This window comes from Streptomyces sp. NPDC001020 (genome assembly GCF_053599115.1).
In genome coordinates, this window is the sequence record NZ_JBSFLQ010000073.1 from 1 (window position 1) to 19,971 (window position 19,971).

16 protein-coding genes and 1 pseudogene are annotated in these 19,971 nt (G+C 70.8%); 9 read left to right on the top strand and 8 right to left on the bottom strand.

Annotated features, from left to right (window positions below):
- The 3 genes from dnaK to ACWDEX_RS36050 all read right to left on the bottom strand — a co-directional run.
- Positions 1–1,140, bottom strand: a 1,140-nt coding sequence (gene dnaK / locus ACWDEX_RS36040; protein WP_450468729.1) for a molecular chaperone DnaK, incomplete at its 3' end; no start/stop codon positions are given.
- A gap of 205 nt (positions 1,141–1,345) precedes the next feature.
- Complete coding sequence (locus ACWDEX_RS36045; protein ID WP_450468731.1) at positions 1,346–2,134, bottom strand: hypothetical protein; 789 nt, start codon at positions 2,132–2,134, stop codon at positions 1,346–1,348.
- Positions 2,131–2,967, bottom strand: a complete 837-nt coding sequence (locus ACWDEX_RS36050; protein ID WP_450468733.1) for a hypothetical protein — start codon at positions 2,965–2,967, stop codon at positions 2,131–2,133. The genes ACWDEX_RS36045 and ACWDEX_RS36050 overlap by 4 nt, the downstream gene beginning before the upstream one ends.
- A gap of 209 nt (positions 2,968–3,176) precedes the next feature.
- On the opposite strand from ACWDEX_RS36050, the gene ACWDEX_RS36055 reads away from it, so the two are divergent.
- The 4 genes from ACWDEX_RS36055 to qcrB all read left to right on the top strand — a co-directional run bounded on the left by ACWDEX_RS36055 (position 3,177) and on the right by qcrB (position 9,832).
- Positions 3,177–5,558, top strand: coding sequence for an ATP-binding protein (locus ACWDEX_RS36055; protein ID WP_450468735.1), 2,382 nt, complete (start codon positions 3,177–3,179; stop codon positions 5,556–5,558).
- 112 nt (positions 5,559–5,670) lie between these two features.
- The gene (locus ACWDEX_RS36060) at positions 5,671–6,840 is read left to right on the top strand and encodes a lactate 2-monooxygenase (RefSeq protein ID WP_450468737.1); all 1,170 of its coding nucleotides are present in this window, start codon (positions 5,671–5,673) and stop codon (positions 6,838–6,840) included.
- Positions 6,837–7,814 carry a 2-hydroxyacid dehydrogenase gene (locus ACWDEX_RS36065; protein ID WP_450468739.1) on the top strand — a complete coding sequence of 326 codons (978 nt, stop codon included), beginning with the start codon at positions 6,837–6,839 and terminating at the stop codon, positions 7,812–7,814. Before ACWDEX_RS36060 ends, ACWDEX_RS36065 begins: the two co-directional genes overlap by 4 nt.
- Positions 7,815–8,245: 431 nt before the next feature.
- Positions 8,246–9,832, top strand: a complete 1,587-nt coding sequence (qcrB, locus tag ACWDEX_RS36070) for a cytochrome bc1 complex cytochrome b subunit (RefSeq protein WP_450468741.1) — start codon at positions 8,246–8,248, stop codon at positions 9,830–9,832.
- 74 nt (positions 9,833–9,906) lie between these two features.
- Here qcrB and ACWDEX_RS36075 read toward each other — a convergent pair whose 3' ends face one another.
- The gene (locus ACWDEX_RS36075; RefSeq protein WP_450468743.1) at positions 9,907–10,794 is read right to left on the bottom strand and encodes an alpha/beta fold hydrolase; all 888 of its coding nucleotides are present in this window, start codon (positions 10,792–10,794) and stop codon (positions 9,907–9,909) included.
- A gap of 42 nt (positions 10,795–10,836) precedes the next feature.
- Positions 10,837–11,958, bottom strand: coding sequence for a helix-turn-helix domain-containing protein (locus tag ACWDEX_RS36080; protein WP_450468745.1), 1,122 nt, complete (start codon positions 11,956–11,958; stop codon positions 10,837–10,839).
- 481 nt (positions 11,959–12,439) lie between these two features.
- Between ACWDEX_RS36080 and ACWDEX_RS36085 the strand changes: the two genes are divergently transcribed.
- From ACWDEX_RS36085 to ACWDEX_RS36100, 4 genes are read left to right on the top strand one after another with little or no spacing between them, the layout of a single operon-like run.
- Positions 12,440–13,795 carry a flavin-containing monooxygenase gene (locus ACWDEX_RS36085; RefSeq protein WP_450468747.1) on the top strand — a complete coding sequence of 452 codons (1,356 nt, stop codon included), beginning with the start codon at positions 12,440–12,442 and terminating at the stop codon, positions 13,793–13,795.
- On the top strand, positions 13,792–14,667 hold the full coding sequence (locus tag ACWDEX_RS36090) for an SDR family NAD(P)-dependent oxidoreductase (protein WP_450468749.1): 876 nt from the start codon (positions 13,792–13,794) through the stop codon (positions 14,665–14,667). Before ACWDEX_RS36085 ends, ACWDEX_RS36090 begins: the two co-directional genes overlap by 4 nt.
- A complete protein-coding gene (locus tag ACWDEX_RS36095; protein WP_450468750.1) occupies positions 14,664–16,019 on the top strand; it encodes an MFS transporter in 1,356 nt (451 codons plus the stop codon). Before ACWDEX_RS36090 ends, ACWDEX_RS36095 begins: the two co-directional genes overlap by 4 nt.
- Positions 16,016–16,720 carry a TSUP family transporter gene (locus ACWDEX_RS36100; protein WP_450468752.1) on the top strand — a complete coding sequence of 235 codons (705 nt, stop codon included), beginning with the start codon at positions 16,016–16,018 and terminating at the stop codon, positions 16,718–16,720. The genes ACWDEX_RS36095 and ACWDEX_RS36100 overlap by 4 nt, the downstream gene beginning before the upstream one ends.
- Here the strand turns inward: ACWDEX_RS36100 and ACWDEX_RS36105 are convergent.
- Positions 16,717–17,250 (bottom strand): flavoprotein, encoded by a 534-nt coding sequence (locus ACWDEX_RS36105; protein WP_450468754.1) that lies wholly within the window; start codon positions 17,248–17,250, stop codon positions 16,717–16,719. The genes ACWDEX_RS36100 and ACWDEX_RS36105 overlap by 4 nt on opposite strands.
- A gap of 137 nt (positions 17,251–17,387) precedes the next feature.
- On the opposite strand from ACWDEX_RS36105, the pseudogene ACWDEX_RS36110 reads away from it, so the two are divergent.
- Positions 17,388–17,933, top strand: a pseudogene (locus ACWDEX_RS36110) (TetR/AcrR family transcriptional regulator); the annotation flags it as partial.
- 299 nt (positions 17,934–18,232) lie between these two features.
- On the opposite strand, the gene ACWDEX_RS36115 reads toward ACWDEX_RS36110, so the two are convergent.
- Complete coding sequence (locus tag ACWDEX_RS36115) at positions 18,233–18,433, bottom strand: ferredoxin (RefSeq protein WP_450468758.1); 201 nt, start codon at positions 18,431–18,433, stop codon at positions 18,233–18,235.
- Between the two features lie 24 nt (positions 18,434–18,457).
- Positions 18,458–19,678 carry a cytochrome P450 gene (locus tag ACWDEX_RS36120; RefSeq protein ID WP_450468756.1) on the bottom strand — a complete coding sequence of 407 codons (1,221 nt, stop codon included), beginning with the start codon at positions 19,676–19,678 and terminating at the stop codon, positions 18,458–18,460.
- Positions 19,679–19,971: the final 293 nt, after the last annotated feature.

The following is a 19,971-nucleotide window of genomic DNA, read 5'->3' on the forward strand; positions in this document are numbered from 1 at the left end:
CTTGGTCTCGATACCGAGGGACAGCGGGGTGACGTCGAGCAGCAGGACGTCCTTGACCTCACCCTTGAGGACACCGGCCTGCAGCGAGGCGCCGACGGCCACGACCTCGTCCGGGTTCACACCCTTGTGCGGCTCCTTGCCGGTCAGTTCGCGGACCAGGTCGGTCACCGCAGGCATCCGGGTCGAGCCGCCCACGAGGATCACGTGGTCGATGCCGGACACCTTGATCCCGGCGTCCTGGACGGCCTGGTGGAACGGCTTCTTGCAGCGCTCCAGCAGGTCCTCGGTCAGTTGCTGGAACTGGGCTCGCGTCAGCTTCTCGTCCAGGTGCAGCGGGCCCTCCGCGGAGGCCGTGATGTAGGGCAGGTTGATGGTCGTCTCGGACGAGCTCGACAGCTCGATCTTGGCCTTCTCGGCGGCCTCACGCAGTCGCTGCACCGCCATCTTGTCCTTGGACAGGTCGATGCCGTAGGCGTTCTTGAACTGCTTGATCAGGTGGTCGACGACCCGTTGGTCCCAGTCGTCGCCGCCGAGATGGGTGTCGCCGTTGGTTGCCTTCACCTCGATGACGCCCTCGCCGATCTCCAGCAGAGAGACATCGAAGGTGCCGCCGCCGAGGTCGAAGACGAGGACGGTCTGCTCCTCGCCACGGTCGAGCCCGTACGCGAGGGCTGCCGCCGTCGGCTCGTTGATGATCCGCAGGACGTTCAGTCCGGCGATCTCCCCGGCCTCCTTGGTCGACTGCCGCTGGGCGTCGTCGAAGTACGCGGGGACCGTGATCACCGCGTCGGTGACGTCCTCGCCCAGGTAGGCCTCGGCGTCCCGCTTCAGCTTCTGAAGCACGCGCGCGGAGAGTTCCTGTGCTGTGTACTGCTTGCCGTCGATGCTGCCGCTGTCCGGGAAGCGCCAGGCCGAGTCGCCCATGTGGCGCTTGACGGAACGCGCGGTGCGTTCGACGTTGGTCACCGCCTGCCGCTTGGCGACCTCGCCGACGAGCACCTCGCCGCTCTTGGCGAAGGCCACGACCGACGGCGTTGTCCGGGCGCCTTCGGTATTGGTGATGACGGTGGGCTCGCCACCTTCGAGGACCGAGACCACCGAGTTCGTGGTACCGAGGTCGATACCGACCGGACGTGCCATGGGGGCTTCTCCCTCCTCGTCGTCCCTGAGTCGTCGCTCATGTCAGAGGACCGGCCCGCCCGCAGTGCCGGATACGGCCGGCTGATACTCCTCCGGTCTGCAGATCGGAACCTGACTGCCTTACTAGCCTGAATAAAACTTGAGTGCACTATTGTCAAGTCTGTGCAGGCGACAGGGGGACCCGAGGGCGGCCGCCGATGCCCGGTCAGCGATACGCCCTGCCGCGCACATAGGCGATGACGAGGGTGATCGCGGTGATGGCGCACACCAGCATGCCGATGGCCAGGAAGGCGTAGCCTGCCTCGCTGATACCCGGTTCGGTGCTCACTACGGTATGGCCGTCACCGGCGTAGTTCCGGTGTTCCTTGTCCGCGTGGTTCGCGGCGTAGAAGATCATCGCGGCGATCGCTGCCGCACAGGCCGCGGCGCCTGCCAGCGGCCAACGGCCCGCCCGGCCGTACCAGGGGATCCGCGGTTTCAGGGCGACGTGCGGGCACTGTGTCAGCAGGGCGCGTCCCAGGTCGCCGGCGCGTTCGGTGAGCCCGTCGGCCCGGAGCCGGGTGCCGTCGTCGAGGTCGATCTCGACGCGGTAGCCGTTGCCGAGTCGGGTCGCGAGGGCGTTCACCGCGTCGCCGTCGACGTGAAGCGAAGTGACGCGGTCCCAGGCCCAACCCGCGGCGCCACGCCGGGATCCGTGGACCAGGCCACCCTGGCGCACCTCGAAATACTCGCCGCGCTCGCCGCGCAGGGCCCGAGCGATCTGGGTGGCCGCGATCACTATGGCGCCCAGCGCAAGGCCGAGCAGCAGACCGATCGCCTTGTTGCTGCCGGTGGAGCCCTCGCCGGTTGCGGACCAGCCCCACGTGCCCAGCCAGCCGGGCGGGATGGCTATAAGCAGTGCGTAGCCTGCGTTCACCCATCGCTTCCGGTGGTCGACCGGGTGGCGGCTGACCACCGGGCCGAGATCACCGAACGTGTCTGCTCGTTTCGTCATCGCTCGCTTCCGTCCTGTCGCTCGCCGCGCAGCGCGGGGCCGCGGGCGAGCAGGATGCTCAGCGCCGCGTAGTCCGATCCGGGGCGACGTACGGGCATGAACACCTCCAGCCGGTCGCCTTCGGTGCGGTAGCCCGCCTTGGTGGCGCGCGCCGACAGGGCCGGGCTGCCGACGTGCGCGGCCAGTCCCCGTACGTCGAGGCGGACGCCGCTGCTCGGATTGCCGGACACGTAGGTGATCCGGGACCAGTCCAGCAGCCCGGGGAAGGGCTTGAGCGTCAGCCCTTCGCGGGTGAACGTCAAGGCGCCCCAGCGCAGTTCGCCGCCCGCGTCCAGTTCGTCCAGGTGCCGCTGTGCGCGGGCTTCGGCGACGGCCTGCGAGGCGTGCCTGTGGAACGCTTGGCCGGTGTCGATGGGCGCCGAAGTGGCCAGGCGCCACAGGGCGGTCGCCTGGCGGACTTTGACGTAGTCCAGGCCCCTGAGGCGGATCGGGCCGCCCGTGTACGGACGGATGACGATCTTGAGCACGTCGTGCGAGTGGCTGAAGTTGATGTGGACGGACACCTTGGTGGCCTCGACGGAGGCAATCTCGTACCAGGCGTAGCGCAGCGTGCGCCGCCCGGGACGGCACAGTTCGAAGCCGTGCTCGTACTCGTGGATCCGGATCCGGGTGTGCCGGACAGTGAGGGCGAGGCACACCGCGGCTGCCCCGGGGATCGCCCAGAAGGCGAGGCGGAACGAGGAATCCGTGTCGTAATAGTCACCGGCGATGGTGCACATCACGATGAACACGATGACGAGCAGGAAGAACACGGTGAGGGGACGCCGCGGCATGGCCCCCTGGTAGGTCCACACCCGCTCCCCCAGCCTGGCCCGCTGCCGCTCTGCCTCCGCGCCTGCCGACAACACACACCTCGCATGATCGTCCGATACCGCGTCGTCGAGTCTCGGGCGGGTGCGCGCACGGGGAAACGGGAGAATTACTCAATTCCTGTGCGGCTGCGATGCGTTGGCGTCGCCGTGCGTCCGTAAGATGACCGATCATGGAAACGGGGGCAGCCACAGGGACATTCGTCGGCCTCGGCAGCGAACTGACGTCGCTGATCGGGCGGCGGGCGGAGACGGCGCGGATCGCACGGCTGCTCTCCGGCGCGCGTCTGGTCACGCTCAGCGGGGTCGGCGGCGTGGGCAAGACCCGGCTGGCGCTGCACGTGGCGGCGGACGCGACACGCTCCGCCTTCCCGGACGGCGTGTACGTCGCCGAACTCGCCGACCTGCGGGACCCCGAGTTGCTCGCACCGAGCGTCCTCGCCACCCTCGACGTGGCGAACCCCGGCCGCCCCGGCGCCGATGCGACGGCCGCTCTCGCCGCACGGCTGCGCGAGCGCCGCGTCCTGTTGGTCCTGGACAACTGCGAGCACCTGATCGACCCGTGCGCCCGCCTCACCAACGCGCTGCTGCGGGCCGCCCCCGGGCTGCGCGTCCTGGCGACCAGCCGGCAGCCGCTCGGTATCGCGGGCGAACACGTCTTCTCCGTCGAGCCGTTGCCGGTGCCGGACGCGGACACGGGTCACGGGGTGCGCGCCCTGAGCCGCAATCCGGCCGTCGCGCTGTTCGCCGACCGGGCCGCCGCCGTACTCCCCGGCTTCGCCGTGAGCGAGTCCGACGCTGCCGCCGTCGCCGAGCTCGTACGCCGTCTGGACGGGCTGCCCTTTGCGATCGAGCTGGCCGCGGCGCGCATCCGGAGCCTGACGCCGCAGGAGATCCTGGAGCGGCTCACGGACCGGTTCGCGCTGCTGACCGGGGGCAGCCGCGCCGCCGCCGACCGGCAGCGCACCCTGCGCGCGCTGATCGACTGGAGCCACGAACTGTGTACGGACCGCGAGCGGCTGCTGTGGGCGCGGGCCTCGATGTTCCGCGGCGGCTTCGACCTGGAGAGCCTCGAACGGGTCTGCACGGACGCCGAACTGCCGCCCGCCGCCCTGCTCGACACCCTCGACGCACTCGTGGCCCGATCGATCGTCAACTGTCGCCAGGAACACGGGCGTTCGCGCTATCACATGCTGGAGACGGTACGCGAGTACGGTCACGAGCGGCTGGCCGCGTCCGGCTCGCTCGACGCGCTCCGCGGCCGCCACCGGGACTGGTACGCCGAACTGACCGCACGCGCCGGGCAGGAGTGGTTCGGGCCCCGGCAGGTCGAGTGGTTCACGCGCCTGCGCCTGGACCACCCGAACCTGCGCGCGGCCCTGGAGTTCTGCCTGGAGCAGCCCGGACAGGCGCGGGCCGGTCTGGCCCTGGCCGTGTCGCCCCGGCACTACTGGATCACCGCGGGCCTGCTGTCCGAGGGCCGCCGCTGGCTGTCCCAGTTGCTCGCCGCCGACCAGGCGCAGGACGACGGTGCCGATCTGGCCGGCCCGGACGCCGGCGTCCGCGTACAAGCCCAGGTCACCGACACGTATCTGGGCATCCTGCAGGGCGATCCGGACGCCGATGTGCAGCGCGCGCTCGCCGCGTGCGAGGCGGCGGCCAGGCGGGGCGGCCACCGGCGGGAGTCGGCGTGGGTGTGGCACCACCACGGGATCCTCGCTGTCTGGCGCGAGGACTTCGCGAGCGCCGCCGAACTGTTCGCGCGGGCGCGCACCGAGTTCCGCGCGCAGGGCTGCCTCGACGCGGCCCTCGAATGCCGAGTCAAGTTCGCCATCGCGCACGCCTACGGAGGTGAGGTCGCCGCGGCCGACGAGGCGTGTGACGAGGTCGAGGCGGCCGCCCGTGCGCACGGCGAGTCATGGCTGCACGGCATGGCCCTGCTCGCCCGCGCCCTGCTGGCCCGGCGCGCGGACGCGCCCGCCGACGCGATCGCCCACGCCAAGGCGGCCATCGCCCGGCTGCGCCCGTTCCAGGACTGGTGGGACGTGGCCATGTGCGTGGAGGTCATCGCGTGGAGCACCCAGGACGCCCTGCGGCGCGCGGCCCGGCTCCTGGGCGTGCTGCACCTGTTGTGGGAGTCGCTGGGCGGGCGAATCGGCTCGGCACCGTTCATGCGCGCGCAGCATCTGCGCTTCGACGCCGCGGTACGGAAGGCTCTGTCCGCCGCCGCCTTCGACCGGGAGTTCCGCCGCGGGGCGCGCGCCACCATGGACGAGGCGATGGCCTACGTACTGGACGACGCGGCCGCGGTGCCAGGGCTGACGCGGCGTGAGAGCCAGGTCGCGGAGCTGGTCGCCGAAGGCCTCACCAACAAGGACATCGCGGTGCGCCTGACGATCGCGCAGCGTACCGCAGAGAACCACGTCGAACGCATACTGGACAAGCTGGGGTTCACCTCGCGCACGCAGTTGGCGGTGTGGACGTGCGAGCAGCGCGACGAACCCGCCGGGAGACGACGACGGTCAGGGCCCACAGGACAAGCGTCAGCAGACTGAACGGCGCGCGCACGCAGGTGCGGGGTGCGCATCTCTCTGGACGGGGCTTTTCACCCTCGCAAGGATCGTCTGCGTACAGCGCGATCCCAGGGACGAAAGGCGGGACGTACGGATGACGAAACACTGGGCGGACTTCCAGTACGAGATCTATCTCCACGGCATGACGGGCGCCGTACCACGGCTGCCCACGGATCTGACCCGTCTGGAGGAGCTCACCGAGCAGCGGCTCGGGCCGGGTCCGGTCGGCTATGTGGCGGGCAGTGCGGGCACCGGCAGCACGGCGCGGGCCAACCGCGCCGCACTCGAGCGGCGTCGGATCGTGCCGCGCATGCTGCGGGACGTGCACGAACGCGACCTGTCCGTCGACGTGCTGGAGCGCCGGCTGCCGGCGCCGCTGGCCCTCGCACCGATCGGCGTCCTGTCGATCATGCATCCGGGCGCGGAGCCCGCGGCGGCGCGGGCAGCCGCGGCACAGGGCGTGCCGTACATCCTTTCCTCTGCCTCCAGCACGCCGATGGAGCAGGTCGCCGAGGCATCGGGCGACGGAGAGCGCTGGTTCCAGCTGTACTGGGCGAAGGACCGCGAGGTCACCCGCAGTTTCCTCACTCGGGCGAAGGACGCCGGGTTCACCGCCCTGTTCGTCACGCTGGACACGCCGCTGCTGGCCTGGCGCCCCCGCGACCTGGACCAGGCGTACCTGCCGTTCCTCCACGGGGTGGGCACCGCCAACTACTTTTCGGACCCCGCGTTCCAGGCGGGTCTGGCGAAGCCGGTCCACGAGGACCCCAACGCCGCCGTGCTGCACTTCGTGGGTATGTTCGCGGACCCCGGCAAGACCTGGCCGGACCTGGCGTTCCTGCGGGAGAACTGGGACGGCCCGATCGTGCTGAAGGGCATACTGCACCCCGACGACGCCCGCCGGGCCGTGGACGCCGGGATGGACGGCGTGGTGGTGTCCAACCACGGTGGCCGGCAGGTGGCCGGTTCCGTGGCAGCCGCGGACGCGTTGCCACGCGTTGTGGCGGCAGTCGGGGAACGGCTCACCGTGCTGTTCGACAGCGGGATCCGCACCGGCGACGACATCTTCAAGGCGCTCGCGCTGGGTGCGCGGGCGGTCCTCCTGGGTCGGCCGTACGCATATGGGCTCGGACTCGACGGACAGGCGGGCGTCGAGCACGTCATCCGTTGTCTGCTCGCCGAGTTCGACCTCACCCTCGCCCTGTCCGGGCACGCCCGTCCCGACACCCTCAGCGCCGCCGACCTCATCGAGGAATCCGTATGACCGAGACCAAGATCGTCCTGGCCGTCGTCTCGCCGCACGTCGGAGGGCGCGCGGCGGGCGCCGCGCTCGCCACCGTCTTCCCCGGTGAGGCCCGTGTCACCGTGGTGGAACGGACTGACGAGGATCCGGCGGCGCTGCGCGCGGCCCATGTCATCGTCACCGGGCTCGGCCCGGTGACCGCCGAACACATCGCGGCGGCACGGGACTTGCGGCTGATCCAGTGCGCGAGTCACGGTTTCGACTACGTCGACCTGGACGCGGCCCGCGCCCGGAACGTGCCCGTGTGCACCATCGGCTCCAGCGGCGCCGAGAAGCAGAACGTGGCCGAGCAGACCTTCGCGCTGATGCTCGCCCTGGCCAAGCAACTGGTGCCCGCGCACACCGCCCTCGTCGACGCGGACTGGGCACTGCCCCGGCTGCAGCGGTCCATCACCGAGCTGTCCGGAAAGATCCTCGGTGTCGTCGGACTCGGCCACATAGGCCAGGAGGTCGCGCGCCGCGCAGTCGCCTTCGACATGACCGTCCTGTACACGGGTCCCGAGCCGGTGGACGCCGAGACGGAGGCACGGCTCGGGGGCGCCCGGTACGTCGATCTCGAGGCACTGCTGCGCACGTCCGACTACGTGACACTGCACGCCCCGCTCACCGAGGCGACCCGGCATCTGCTCGACGCCGAGCACCTCGCGCTCCTGAAGCCCACCTCGTTCGTGATCAACACGGCGCGAGGCGCCCTGATCGACCAGGACGCCCTCGCGGACGCGCTGGAGAGGGGCGCGCTGGCCGGGGCGGGCATCGATGTCTTCGACCCCGAACCGCCCACTGAGGCCCTCCGGCTGCTGAAGGCGCCGAACGTGGTGCTCTCGCCGCACGTCGCCGGGGTCACCCGCGAGACGCTCGTACGCATCGCGCTGGCCGCGGTCCAGAACGCCGCCGACTTCCTGAGCGGCAAGGAGCCCCGGGACGTCGTCTCCTGACGCTCGGTACGCCAGCGGGCGGCTCGGACCGGTCGTGCCGGTTCGGGCCACCGTCTCACTCGGCCGGCCCGGGTTGTCGTCCCGGTAGGGATCGTCCGGGCTTCGCCTTTTCCGTGCCTCGGCAGCGTCGCCTGCCGGAGGCTGCCGCGCACCCCGGAAGCCGGCGCATCGCCGAACTCGACGACGTGGGGCGTCGGTTCCCCTTGCTGCCGCCCCGGCCGACCTGGCGCGCATCGTCAGCACGTTGGGCTCTGCGAAGACCCCGGTGAACACGAGGGACCCCGAGTCATGACCGCTTCGGCGGCGTACGGCGCGCTGACCCGACCACACCGACCGGCGCGGTGAGACCCCCGTCACTCTTCGCCGTCCGATGTCACATTCGGCCCCCTCCCTCCGTCGCGATAGTGAGCGCATCCAGGGAGGAACAGGCAATGTCCGAACGGACCGACACCGCGGCCGACGGCCGCACCGGTACCACGACCGTGCGGCGACCCGAGCAGGCCGCTTCGGGCCAACGCGTCGCCGACTGGTTCGACGGCCGCCTCGGCATCCACACCTTGGGGCGGCAGTACCTGCGCAAGGTCTTCCCCGACCACTGGTCGTTCCTGCTCGGCGAGATATGCCTGTACAGCTTCATCGTGCTGGTGCTGACCGGGGTCTATCTCACGCTCTTCTTCCACCCGTCGATGACCGAGGTGACCTACCACGGCACTTACGTTCCACTGAACGGCATCCGCATGTCCGACGCGTACGCCTCGACGCTGCACATCAGCTTCGACGTACGCGGCGGTCTGCTGATCCGGCAGATCCACCACTGGGCCGCGCTCATCTTCGTCGCGGCGATGCTGACGCACATGATGCGGCACTTCTTCACCGGCTCGTTCCGCAAGCCACGTGAGATCAACTGGGTGTTCGGCTGGACGTTGCTTCTCCTCGGCCTGTTCGAGGGCCTGTTCGGCTACTCACTGCCGGACGACCTGCTGTCGGGCACGGGGCTGCGGTTCGTGAACGGCGCGCTGCTGTCGGTGCCGATCGTGGGCACGTACCTGTCGATGTTCCTGTTCGGCGGGGAGTTCCCCGGTCACGACATCGTGGCCCGCTTCTACTCGCTCCATGTGCTGCTGATCCCGGGGATCATGGCGGCGCTCGTCGTCACCCACGTCCTGCTGGTCGTGTACCACAAGCACACACAGTTCGCGGGGCCCGGGAGGACGGAACGCAACGTCGTGGGCGCGCCGTTCTTCCCCGTGTACCTCGCCAAGGCGGGCGGCTTCTTCTTCCTGGTCTTCGGGGTTCTCGCACTCATCGCCGCGGTCGCGTCGATCAATCCGGTCTGGGCCTATGGGCCCTACCGCGCCGACCAGGTGTCAACGGGTGCCCAGCCGGACTGGTACCTGGGATTCGCGGAGGGGCTGGTCCGCGTCATGCCGGGCTGGGAGATCAACATGTGGGGTCATACGCTGGCCCTCGGCGTGCTGATCCCGGTGGTTGTCTTCCCCCTCCTCCTGGTCCTCATAGGCGTCTACCCGTTCGTGGAGGCCTGGGTCACCAAGGACAGCCGCGAACACCACCTGCTGGACCGTCCGCGCAACCGGCCGGTGCGTACGGCACTCGGCACGGCATGGCTCAGCCTCTATCTGCTCCTGCTCGCGGGTGGCGGCAATGACATCGTGGCCACGCGCCTGCACCTGTCGATCAACACGGTGACGTGGATCATCAGGATCGCCCTGTTCGTGGTACCGGTCCTGGTCTTCACGGTGACCCGGCGCATCTGTCTCGGGCTCCAGCACAAGGACCGCGAACTGGTGGAGCACGGACGTGAGACGGGGATCGTCAAGCGGCTGCCGCACGGCGAGTACGTCGAGGTGGTTCAGGCGCTGTCCCCGGCCGAGTGGTACACGCTGACCGCGCACGAGCGGGAGTTGCCGCCACCCGGACGGGACCTCCAGCCTGCTGATGTGCAATCCGCCATCGGCGGGGTTCGGGGCAACACCGGTCAGGAGGGAGCAGAAGTGTGAGCCGGGGACCGTGTCGACGGTGAGGGTGCGGGAGCGTGCGCGGACGGGAGTTCGCCGTCGAGGGCCCGCACCTCTCAGGAGGTGAAGTCGAGGACCGCGTCCGCGACCGCCCTGGGGTTCTCCAGCAGCATGGCATGTGTGCCGTCGATCTTCACGACCGTCACATCGGTCCGCTCCTCGGCCAGCGACGCCAGATCACGGGCGAGTCCCTTGGCGTAGGCGGCCATCATCGTGTCGAACGAGCCCAGGCCGGGCACGGACGGCACGACTCGCTCGGCGCGCCCGAGCAGCAACGGCGCGGTCATCCTCCGGAAGAGCGCGAAGAGGTCGAGCGTGTCGATGGCGGCGAGCATCTGCCGAGTGTGCTCCCGCCCGGGCCGCAGTTCCAGGACACCGTCGTCCCGCTTACGCACGGAACGCAGTACGCCGGCCTCCAACAACTCGTAGGGAATACCGAGTTGGTCCGACATCACCCGCTGCTCGGCCAGGAGGTCCTTGAGTCCGTCCGCGGACAACTCCCGCCCTGCGCCCGCCCTGCCCATCTCCTTCACCCGGGCGAGTTGTTGGGTCACATGGTCGGGATCGAGGCCCAGGTACTGGTCCGGTCGTCCCCACCCGAACCCGTCGAGGTTCACGGCACCGGGGGTGATGTCCGGGTGCTCCAGCGCGTACCGCACGGCGAGCATGCCGCCGAGGGAGTGTCCGACGGGAAGGGCGTCCGGGATCCCGTAAGCCGCCAGGACCTCTTCGATGTCGCTGAGCACTGCGGGCAGCTTCCAGGGGCCGGAGGGTGACAGCCCGTGGCAGCGCAGGTCCACGGCCAGCACCCGGTGGCGCGCCGCGAGGAGAGGGGCGACGGCCGCCCAGTCGGTGAGCGTCCGTCCGGCCCCGTGCAGGAGGAGCAGGGGCGGCCCTTCGCCCCCGTGGTCGTGGACGGCCAGGGCGATGCGGTCTCCGGTCATGGGACGACAGTAGAGCGTGGGGCCGGGTCGTACCGGCAGCGATCAGTACTGCTTGGTCAGCCAGGTGCGGCACAGCCACCAGGCGTTCATGGCGTCGAAGGTGTCGAAGGGGTCGATACCGGTGACGTCGGCGAAGCGCTGGACCCGGTTCCGCACCGTGTTGGGGTGCACGAACAGCCGCTCGGCCGCCGCGGTCACCTCCCGGCCGGCTTCCAGCCAGGCGCGGACGGCGAGGGCGACCGGCTCGGCGTTGGCGCCGAGCGCGGTCCACGCCGGTCGGTGGCGGTCCAGCAGTACCGCCGCCAGATCGGCCCGGTCGGCCACGGCGGCGAGCACTGCGACATCTGCCACGTGTACCACACCGGTCCGTCTGGTCGACTCGGCAGCCGTCAGGGCGGCGAAGGCCAGACGTCGTACGGCGCCCAGTTCCTCCGGTTCGGCCGGACCGGCGAGCCCGACCGTCATCTCCGTCCTGGCGGCACGTGCCGAGGGCGCCCGGGTGAGCACGCCGACCAACAGGCCGTCCACATGGCCGATCAGCGCCGGGGCGTGATCGCGCAGCGGGTGCTCCAGACCGGTGTCGCCCGGTCGGGCGACCAGCACCCACAGCCCGCCCGTGACCGGCAGCCCGGCCTCTGCGGCAGCCAGCGTGGCCGCTGAACCGCCCTCGAGCAGACGTCGGAGGATGGTCGGGTCCCGGTCGCCCGCGCCCGCGTGCTGGTCGGCATCGGTGGCGCGGTGGGCCTTGATCAGCCTGGACCGCACTGCCTCGGACCAGTCGTCGTACAGTTCCCGCGCGTCGAGCAGGAGGCCGGCCTCGACCCCACCCGCGGCGGCGACCTCCCGGGCCCGCGACCAGATCGCGCGCTCGGCGACATGGATGGCCCCGAGTACCGCCTCGATGGGCACGCCCTGCTGGGCCCGGGTGACGCCGAGTTCCTCGACGAACGACAGCTCCGCCTCTGTCGGGCCCCGCCTGGCCGCCAGCGCCCGCGTCGCCGCTGCCAGCAGTGCACGGGTGTGCCCGGCGATGTCGGAGGGCGGAAGCACCGCGATCTCCCGCACCGTCGCGCGCACACCGGTGACCACGGACGGAAGCAGGTCGTCCTCACCGACGACCCGCTCGATCAGGTCGACCACGCTGTCCCAGTCGTCATGCCGCATGCGATGCATGCTCGCCCTCGTTGTGGGCCAGCACAAGTCCGCTGCCGAATCACGTGACGTACGACATGTCCTGGGTCCTGATCCGCCCCTACGGTTGGTGGGAGCTACAACGACGGCCGCCACCCCCGGAAGTGGCCTATGAGAGAAGGAAGAACGCGCGTGGCCGACGGTCTCACCCCCGACCGTAGCGGTGGGCCTCCCCCACGGCTGGCGTGGTTGTCGTCACCGCCGGGCCCGCCTGGCCGGCCGACCGCCTTTCGACTCCTGGCTACAGCCGCCTGATGACCAGTCACCTGTGCGGGAGCGGCAAGCCGTAACCCCTCGCTGCCGCGTTCTCACCCCGAACCCCTCGTGGCCGCGCGCCGCCGTGTCAGGTGTGCCGCCGTCGGAGCGCGGCGCGCCCCGATGCCTTCGCCTTCACAACGGCCGGCCCGTCGTTGAGGGCTCGGCCACCCCCACCCCTTTCCCGAGGAGAAGCACCATGCCCCCTCCCTGCCGTGTCGCCGTGATCGGCGCCGGAGCGGCCGGCCTCACCACGGTCAAGGCCCTGCTCGACGCGGGTGTCGAGGTCGTCGCGTACGAGAAGGGCGACCGACCCGGCGGGCTGTGGGCACGCGACAACGCCAGTGGCCTGTCACCGGCCTATGCCTCCCTGCATCTCAACACCAGCAAGGGCCGCACCGAATTCGCCGACTTCCCGATGCCGCGGCAGTGGCCGGACTACCCCTCGGCCGACCTGGTGGCCGGTTACCTCGCCGACTACTGCGAGAACTTCGGCCTCACCCCGCACATCCGCTTCGACACCACGGTCGCGTCCGTCGAACGGGAGGGGGACGGGCGTAGCTGGGCGGTGACGACCGAGTCCGGCGACATCGACCGGTACGACGCCGTCGTGGTCGCCAACGGCCACAACTGGGACCCCCGTCGGCCCGAGCCCGCCTACCCCGGGACCTTCGACGGCACCCAGATGCACGCCCACGACTACCGCACCGCCGAGGTCTTCCGGGACCGGCGGGTGCTCGTCGTCGGCATGGGCAACTCCGCCATGGACATCGCCGTCGACGCGTCGTACGTCGCGCGGGGCCCCGTCCTGCTGTCGGCCCGCCGCGGAGTCCACGTCGTACCCAAGTACATCTTCGGCCGCCCCTCGGACGCGACCGGCGGTGCCTTGGCGGCGCTGCCGTGGCGGACGCGTCAGCGCCTCGCCGAGACCATGCTCCGGCTGGCCGTCGGCACCCCGCAGAGCTACGGCCTGCCCGCCCCTGCGGGCGGGCTCTTCCAGAACCACCCCACGATCAGCGACACGATCCTGCACCGCCTCACCCACGGCGAGGTGGCTGCACGGCCCGGCATCGAGCGCCTCGACGGGGAGCGGGTCGTCTTCACCGACGGCACGTCGGAACCGGTCGACACGATCGTGTGGGCCACCGGCTACCGCGTGACCATTCCCTTCCTGTCCGCCCACTGGCTGGGCGAAGACCCGGAGCGACTGCCGCTGTACAAGCGGGTCTTCCACCTCGAGGACCCGAGCCTGGCCTTCGTGGGGCTGATGCAGTCCACGGGTGCGGCACTTCCCGTCGTGGAGGTCCAGGCCAAGCTGGCGGCCGCCTATTTCTCCGGCGCCTACGCCCTCCCCTCGGCCCCGGAGCAGCGGCGCGCCGTCGCCGGTGCCCTGCGCGCCGCGGTTGAACGGTGGGGGAACCGGCGCCCCCAGATGCGCATCGACTTCGACCGATACGTGGCCGACCTGCCGCGCGAGATCGGGGCCGGGCGCGCCCGGCTGCGGCGCGGCGCCCGTCCGTTCACCGCGGCCGACCGGGAAGGAAGCTCCATATGAACACCTCACGGACCGCCTCCACCATTCTCCGCGAGGGCCTGCTCGGCGGGCGCCGCGACGCTCGCGGCCTGCGCGTCATCGTGACCGGCGCCTCCGGCACGTTCGGCCGGGCGATCTGCGCCCGGCTGACCGGACTGGGCGCCCGGGTCGTCGGCCTGGATCTGGCTCCGCGCGCCGACGACCCGGTCGAGGTGCTCGCCTGCGACATCACCGACGACGCGGACGTACCGACCGCGGTGGCCGCCGCGATCGATCGGCTGGGCGGGCTCGACCTGCTCATCAACAACGCCGGTATCGGGGGGCCTGCCCCGGCCGAGCTCCCGCCGGGGGCCGAGGTACGGCGCCAGCTCGACATCAACCTCCTCGGAACCTGGCGGGTGACCGCCGCGTGCGTGGACGCTCTCGTCGAGTCCCGTGGACGGATCGTCATGCTCTCCTCGCGGATGGCCGCCATGCAGTTGCCCCTGGCCGCGGCGTACGGGGCCTCCAAGCGGGCGCTGGTGGCGTATGCCGACGCGCTCCGCATGGAGATCGGAACGCACGTCGCGGTCACCTGTGTGTACCCGTCGGCGGTGCGAAGCCCCATCCATGACTCGACCGCCGCGGCAGGGCTCTCGTTGGAGGGCATGAGCAGCTACGAGCCGCTGGAGGGCGTGGTCGACGCGGTGCTGCGCGCAGCCCTGGGCCGCCGGGTGCGTCGCGACCTGACGACCACCCGCCGGGGGGCCGTGGAGTTCTTCCTGGCACGCCACCTGCCCAACGTGACCGACCGGATCATCGCCCGCACTCTCGCATCCCGAGCCCGTAGCGGCGCGTTCGAGGGAGCCGAGCTGGCCACCGGCGTCGTCAGACGCCACACGGGGACGCCATGAGCACCGCGCCCCGTACGGCGAGGCGGGATGACGCCTCGCCTCGTGCGCGGACCGCTGATCTCACCCTGTACGCCGCCGGCTCGGTCGGGATGGGCATGTGGGTCACCGTCCCGGGTCTGCTGCTGCTGTACTTCCTCACCCAGACGCTCGGCGTCCCGGCGTTCCAGGCCGGCCTGACGTTGCTGCTGCCGAAGATCATCGACGTGGTGGTCCATCCGTTCCTCGGCTCCCTGTCGGACCGGCAGGCGCGCCGTAGACGGCACCGGCGCGGGATGCTCCGCGTGGGGCTACTGCTGACGGTGGCGTGGATCGCGATGTTCTCGGTTCCCACGGGCTTCTCCGGAACGTCGGCCGCGCTGTGGGTCGGTGGCTGCTTTGCCGTCGGCAACCTGCTGTTCGCGTGCTTCCAGGTCCCCTATCTGACGACACCGTCCGACCTGCGGATCGGCTACCACGAACGCACCCGCGTCTTCACGTTCCGGATGTTCTTCCTGACTCTGGGGCTGCTCGGCGCGGGTGTCGCTGCGCCGGCCCTGGTGGCCTCGGGCGGCCATCGCGCCTATGGCCGGATGGCCCTGCTGCTGGCCGGTGTCGTGGTCGTCTCGCAACTGGTCGCTCTGCTCGGCGTCCGCAGGCTCACCGACCACTGCGGGTCCCAGGTACCGGACGAGCGCGCCCACTCCGCCCGCGAGGACATCCTGGCCGCCTGGCGGGACCGCGACTTCCGGGCGCTGCTGTTGTCCTACCTGTTCACCGGCACCACGACCCATCTGTTCCTGGCGGCACTGCCCTTCTACACCGAGTACGTCCTCCACGACCGTGGCCTGACCGCTGTGCTCATGGGCGGCTTCCTGGTACCGGCGACGGTCGCCGGACCCGGGTGGCTGTGGGCGTCCCGGCGGATCGGCAAGCAGCGTGGGCTGCTGCTGTCCCAGGGTGTCTTCCTCGCGGGGTGCCTGGCGCTCCTCGCCGGCGAGACGCTCGGGGTGGCCGTGATCACCGCCGTGGTGGTGGTCATGGGCGCCGCCTTCGCCGGGCTTCAGCTCTTCGCCTTCTCGATGGTCCCGGACGCGGTGGCGGCCGCCGAGGCGCGGGGCTCCGCCCGTGCGGGCGCCTATACCGGGGTGTGGACGGCGACCGAGGCGACGGGGACCGCCATCGGCCCCTACGTGTACTCGGCCGCCCTCGCCGTCGGGGGCTTCGTGTCCATCACCGAGGGCCACACCGTCGCGCAGTCTCACTCCGCGCTCGTGGCGCTGCTCCTGGGCTTCACCGTGGTGCCGGCTGTGCTCATGATGGTCGCGGTGGCTTTCCAGCGCCGGTGCGCCCTCGACCGGACAGCAGCGCCGTGACCCAGAACGTCCATCTCCTCGCACTGGTCGGCGTACTGCTCGGCGCGGTGGCCCAGTCGGCCACCGGCATGGGTTTCTCGCTGCTGGCGGCACCCGCGCTGGTCCTGTATCTCGGTCCCCGCAACGGGGTCGCCATGACCGTGGCGCTGGCGACGCTTTCCTCCCTGCTGCCGTTCCTGCGCGACGGACGCCAGGCCCGCGCGGGCGAGGTGCTCCGGCTGCTGGTGCCGACGCTGCTGTGCACCCCGCTCATCGCCTTGGCGCTGCGCGGGGTGAACACCCGCTGGCTGGCGCCGGCCGCCGGTGCGGGCGTGGTCGTCGCGGTCTGCGTCCTGGCCAGTGGCGTCCGCTGGGAGTGGTTGCGCCGCCCAGGCGGAGCGGTGGCGGCCGGTGCCGCCAGCGCCCTGCTCAACGTCGTGGGCGGGGTCGGTGGCCCGCCCATCGGCATCTACGCCGCCAATGCCGACTGGGAGCCCGCGACCACGCGAGGGAACCTGTACGCCTTGTTCACCGTGCAGAACATCGCGACGGCCCTGGCCGTGGGCATCGTCCTGCCCGGCCTCTCAGAGCTGGCAGCCCTCGCCCTCGGCACTGCCTGCGGGATGCTCCTGGCCCCGCGGATACCGACCAAGGCCGTACGGGCCGCCGTTCTGGCCCTGTCGCTGCTGGGTGGCGTCGGCTTGTTCGTCGGAGCCGCCTAAGGGCTGTCGCTGAGCAGGTCCAGGGCCCGCTCCCAGCCGAACCGCTGCCGCTCGCCGTCCTCGCCCACCTCTCCGGTGTACGGATCACCGAACCGGACACCCATGCCGCTCAGCCGCTCGAGACTGGCCCGGTAGGCGGGGTGGGACGCCAGCGCGTCGCTCACGCAGGGCAGGACGGCGATCGGGACACCCAGCCCGTACGCCTCGCACAGGGTGCCCAGCGCGAGGGTGTCCGAGATGCCCGCGGCCCACTTGTTGACGGTGTTGAACGTGGCCGGGGCCACGGCGACCGCGTCGGGGGCCGGGAAGGGCCGCTGCTCGTCCGGGGCTCGCCAGGCGGACCGGATCGGGCGGCCCGTCCGCGCCTCAACCTCGGCCGTGTCGAAAAAGCGGAGGGCGAGCGGGGTGGCGATGACACCGACCTCCCAGTGCCGCTCGCGTGCGGCGTCGACCAGTTCGCCGATGTCCCGCGCGACACCCGCGGCGCAGACGACGACGTAGAGGAAGGGTTTCGCGGCGTGTCCGATCACCAGGGCACCCTATTGGACCCGTCCAGCCTCCCGAACGGGTTGCCCCGTCGAGCGGGGAATTGCCCGCCCGGCGGCTGCTACCGTGGTGGAGAACGTCGGTTCTCCCACGCAGAGGGTGCCCAGGAGGGGCTTCGTACATGGACAGCGAACTCGCCCGCGACCGGGCACTGGACGCCGCGGAGAAACTTTTCTACGGCCGCGGCATCCAAACCGTCGGGATGGACGACATCCGCACCATGTCCGGGGTGTCGCTCAAACGGCTGTACCAGCTCTTCCCCGCCAAGGAGCAACTGGTCGAGGCCTATCTGGAGCGGCGTGACGTGCGCTGGCGTCGACGGCTGGCCGAGCACGTGGAGCGACACCCGGACCCCACGGAGCGGATCCTGGCGGTGTTCGACTGGCTGGGGCAGTGGTTCCGCGAGCCCGACTTCCGCGGGTGCGCCTGGATCAACTCCTACGGTGAACTGGGCGCTACGTCCCCGCTGGTGCTCGCCCAGGTCCGCTCCCACAAGCAGGCGTTCAAGGCGTACCTGGCCTCTCTGGTGAGCGACGCCGGGCTGCCCGCGCCCCTCGCCGACCAACTGTTCCTCCTGGCCGAGGGAGCCATGGTGACCGCGGGCATGGAAGGCACCGCGGCGCCTGCCGAGCAGGCGGGCCATGCCGCGGGGCTCCTGCTGGCGGCCTACCGGCACAGCACGACCGGCGGGCGGGCGGCTGGTTCGGTCAGCTCCGCGCGGGCCGCCGCGAGCACCACGTCCGCCAGGTCCCGGAAGCCGGCCGACTGAGACACGGTCCCGACCAGGTCAAAACCGGGGTCAAGACCTGACGGTGAGGGTCGAGGACGGGAGGATCACCACGTACGAGGCGATCGGTGACCCCGTACGGTCGCGGCGATCGATCTCGCCGCCCTCGACCGGGGAGGTGCCCGAGGCCCGCGCCGTTTCCCGGTAGCGCGCCCGGTGCCGGTTTCCTTCGCCCGCTGTCAGCCTCCGTTCTCGGAGACGGTGATGGCCTGCACCGGGCAGGCGCGCGCGGCCTCCTTCACCAGCGGGTCGCCGCCGCCGTCCTCCATGCCGGGCAGCACTTCGCTGTAGCCGTCGTCGTCCTGGGTGAAGACGCCCGGTGCGGTGAGGGCACACTGGCCCGAGCCGATGCAGACGTCCTTGTCGATGGTGATGGTGATGTCGCCAGTCATGGTCGCAGCCTCTTACCAGGTCACGGGAAGTTCCAGCATCCCCTGGATCGTGTCGCCCGGTTTGAAGGGGATCTCGTCCGCCGGGGCGTCGAGCCTCAGGCCGGGCAGCCGTTCGAAGAGCGAGCGCAGGGCGATCTCCAGCTCGGTCCGCGCCAGGTTCTGGCCGAGGCACTGGTGGACGCCGAAACCGAAGGCGACGTGGTGACGGGCCGAACGGTGCCAGTCCAGGGTGTCCGGGTCGGGGAAGACGGCGGTGTCTCGGTTGATGACGGACGTCGAGAACAGGACGCCCTCGTCGGCCCGGATGGTCGTACCCGCGATCTCGATGTCCTCGGTGGCGACCCGCACCAGTCCGTCGGCGATGGACAGGAAGCGCAGCAGTTCCTCGACCGCGGCGGACATCAGGCCCGGGTCCGCGCGCAGCTCGGCGAACTGCTCGGGGTGTCTCAGCAGGGTGAACGTGCCCAGCGAGATCATGTTGGAGGTCGTCTCATGCCCGGCGATCAGCAGGATCGCGGCGAGGGAGACCAACTCGTCCCGGTCCAGCGCTCCGTCCCGCAACTGTTCCTGGATCAGCTCGTCGAGCAGTCCCTCCCCCGGCTTCTTGCGCTTGTGGTCGACGAGTTCCCCCAGGTAGGTCTCCAGCCGGTCGCGGGCGTCCTGGGTGTCGGCCGCGGTCGGTCCGCGCAGCAGCCTGCGGGACTGTTCCTCGAAGAAGTCGTGGTCGGCGTAGGGCACGCCGAGCAGCGCGCAGATCACCATCGACGGCACGGGCAGTGCGAAGGCGCTGACCAGCTCGGCCGGCGGGCCGGCGGCCTCCATGGCGTCGAGGAGACGGTCGACCGTCTCCTGGATGCGCGGGCGCAGGGCGGTGGCCCGCTTGAGCGTGAAGCTCGGGACCAGCATGCGGCGCTCGGTGTGATGCTCGGGGTCGTCCTGGCCGAGGAGGGCGACCCTGCGGTCGCGGTCGCGGTCGCGGAGTGTGGCGAAGCGTTCGTTGACCATCGGGAACGCGGGCCGCGTCCGGTCGGTGGACAGGCGCGGGTCGGCCAGCAGGGCGCGGGCCGCGGAGAGTCCGGTGACCACCCAGACGTCACGTCCGTCGTACAGGGTGACCCGGGTCAGGGGCCGTCCCTCACGCAACGGATCGTAGGCGGTGGGCGGGTGGTAGGGGCAGGTGCGGTCCTGGGGGAAGGCGACGGGCTCTGACACGGTCACAGCGGGTTTCGTCATGAATGACCTCGCTCGCGAAGATTCGCTCTTGCCGACCACCATTAGATGCCCAAGGCACCTACACGGCCACCCGAAGTCCGGCCGGATCCACCGGATGCCACATGTGGCCGACACTTGTCGTCGACGGTGCGGCTCACGCCGACACGACGCCCGGGGCGCCTCGCGCGCTCCCGACGATGACCATCGTAATTCGCTTGCCCTAGCTTCGTACTTCGCGGGTAGCTCGTTCAGGTTTCTGGCCAGCGGGGATGTGTGGGTTCCAGGCCGAGGAGGTCGAGGAGATGGAGCTGGAC

Excerpts from the sequence above, each read along its gene's own strand:
- ACWDEX_RS36045 (WP_450468731.1), bottom strand. The coding sequence starts at position 2,134 with ATGACGAAACGAGCAGACACGTTCGGTGATCTCGGCCCGGTGGTCAGC.
- ACWDEX_RS36055 (WP_450468735.1), top strand. The coding sequence starts at position 3,177 with ATGGAAACGGGGGCAGCCACAGGGACATTCGTCGGCCTCGGCAGCGAA.
- ACWDEX_RS36095 (WP_450468750.1), top strand. The coding sequence starts at position 14,664 with ATGAGCACCGCGCCCCGTACGGCGAGGCGGGATGACGCCTCGCCTCGT.
- ACWDEX_RS36050 (WP_450468733.1), bottom strand. The coding sequence starts at position 2,967 with ATGCCGCGGCGTCCCCTCACCGTGTTCTTCCTGCTCGTCATCGTGTTC.
- ACWDEX_RS36080 (WP_450468745.1), bottom strand. The coding sequence starts at position 11,958 with ATGCGGCATGACGACTGGGACAGCGTGGTCGACCTGATCGAGCGGGTC.
- ACWDEX_RS36085 (WP_450468747.1), top strand. The coding sequence starts at position 12,440 with ATGCCCCCTCCCTGCCGTGTCGCCGTGATCGGCGCCGGAGCGGCCGGC.
- ACWDEX_RS36060 (WP_450468737.1), top strand. The coding sequence starts at position 5,671 with ATGACGAAACACTGGGCGGACTTCCAGTACGAGATCTATCTCCACGGC.
- ACWDEX_RS36090 (WP_450468749.1), top strand. The coding sequence starts at position 13,792 with ATGAACACCTCACGGACCGCCTCCACCATTCTCCGCGAGGGCCTGCTC.
- ACWDEX_RS36065 (WP_450468739.1), top strand. The coding sequence starts at position 6,837 with ATGACCGAGACCAAGATCGTCCTGGCCGTCGTCTCGCCGCACGTCGGA.
- ACWDEX_RS36075 (WP_450468743.1), bottom strand. The coding sequence starts at position 10,794 with ATGACCGGAGACCGCATCGCCCTGGCCGTCCACGACCACGGGGGCGAA.
- qcrB (WP_450468741.1), top strand. The coding sequence starts at position 8,246 with ATGTCCGAACGGACCGACACCGCGGCCGACGGCCGCACCGGTACCACG.
- ACWDEX_RS36120 (WP_450468756.1), bottom strand. The coding sequence starts at position 19,678 with ATGACGAAACCCGCTGTGACCGTGTCAGAGCCCGTCGCCTTCCCCCAG.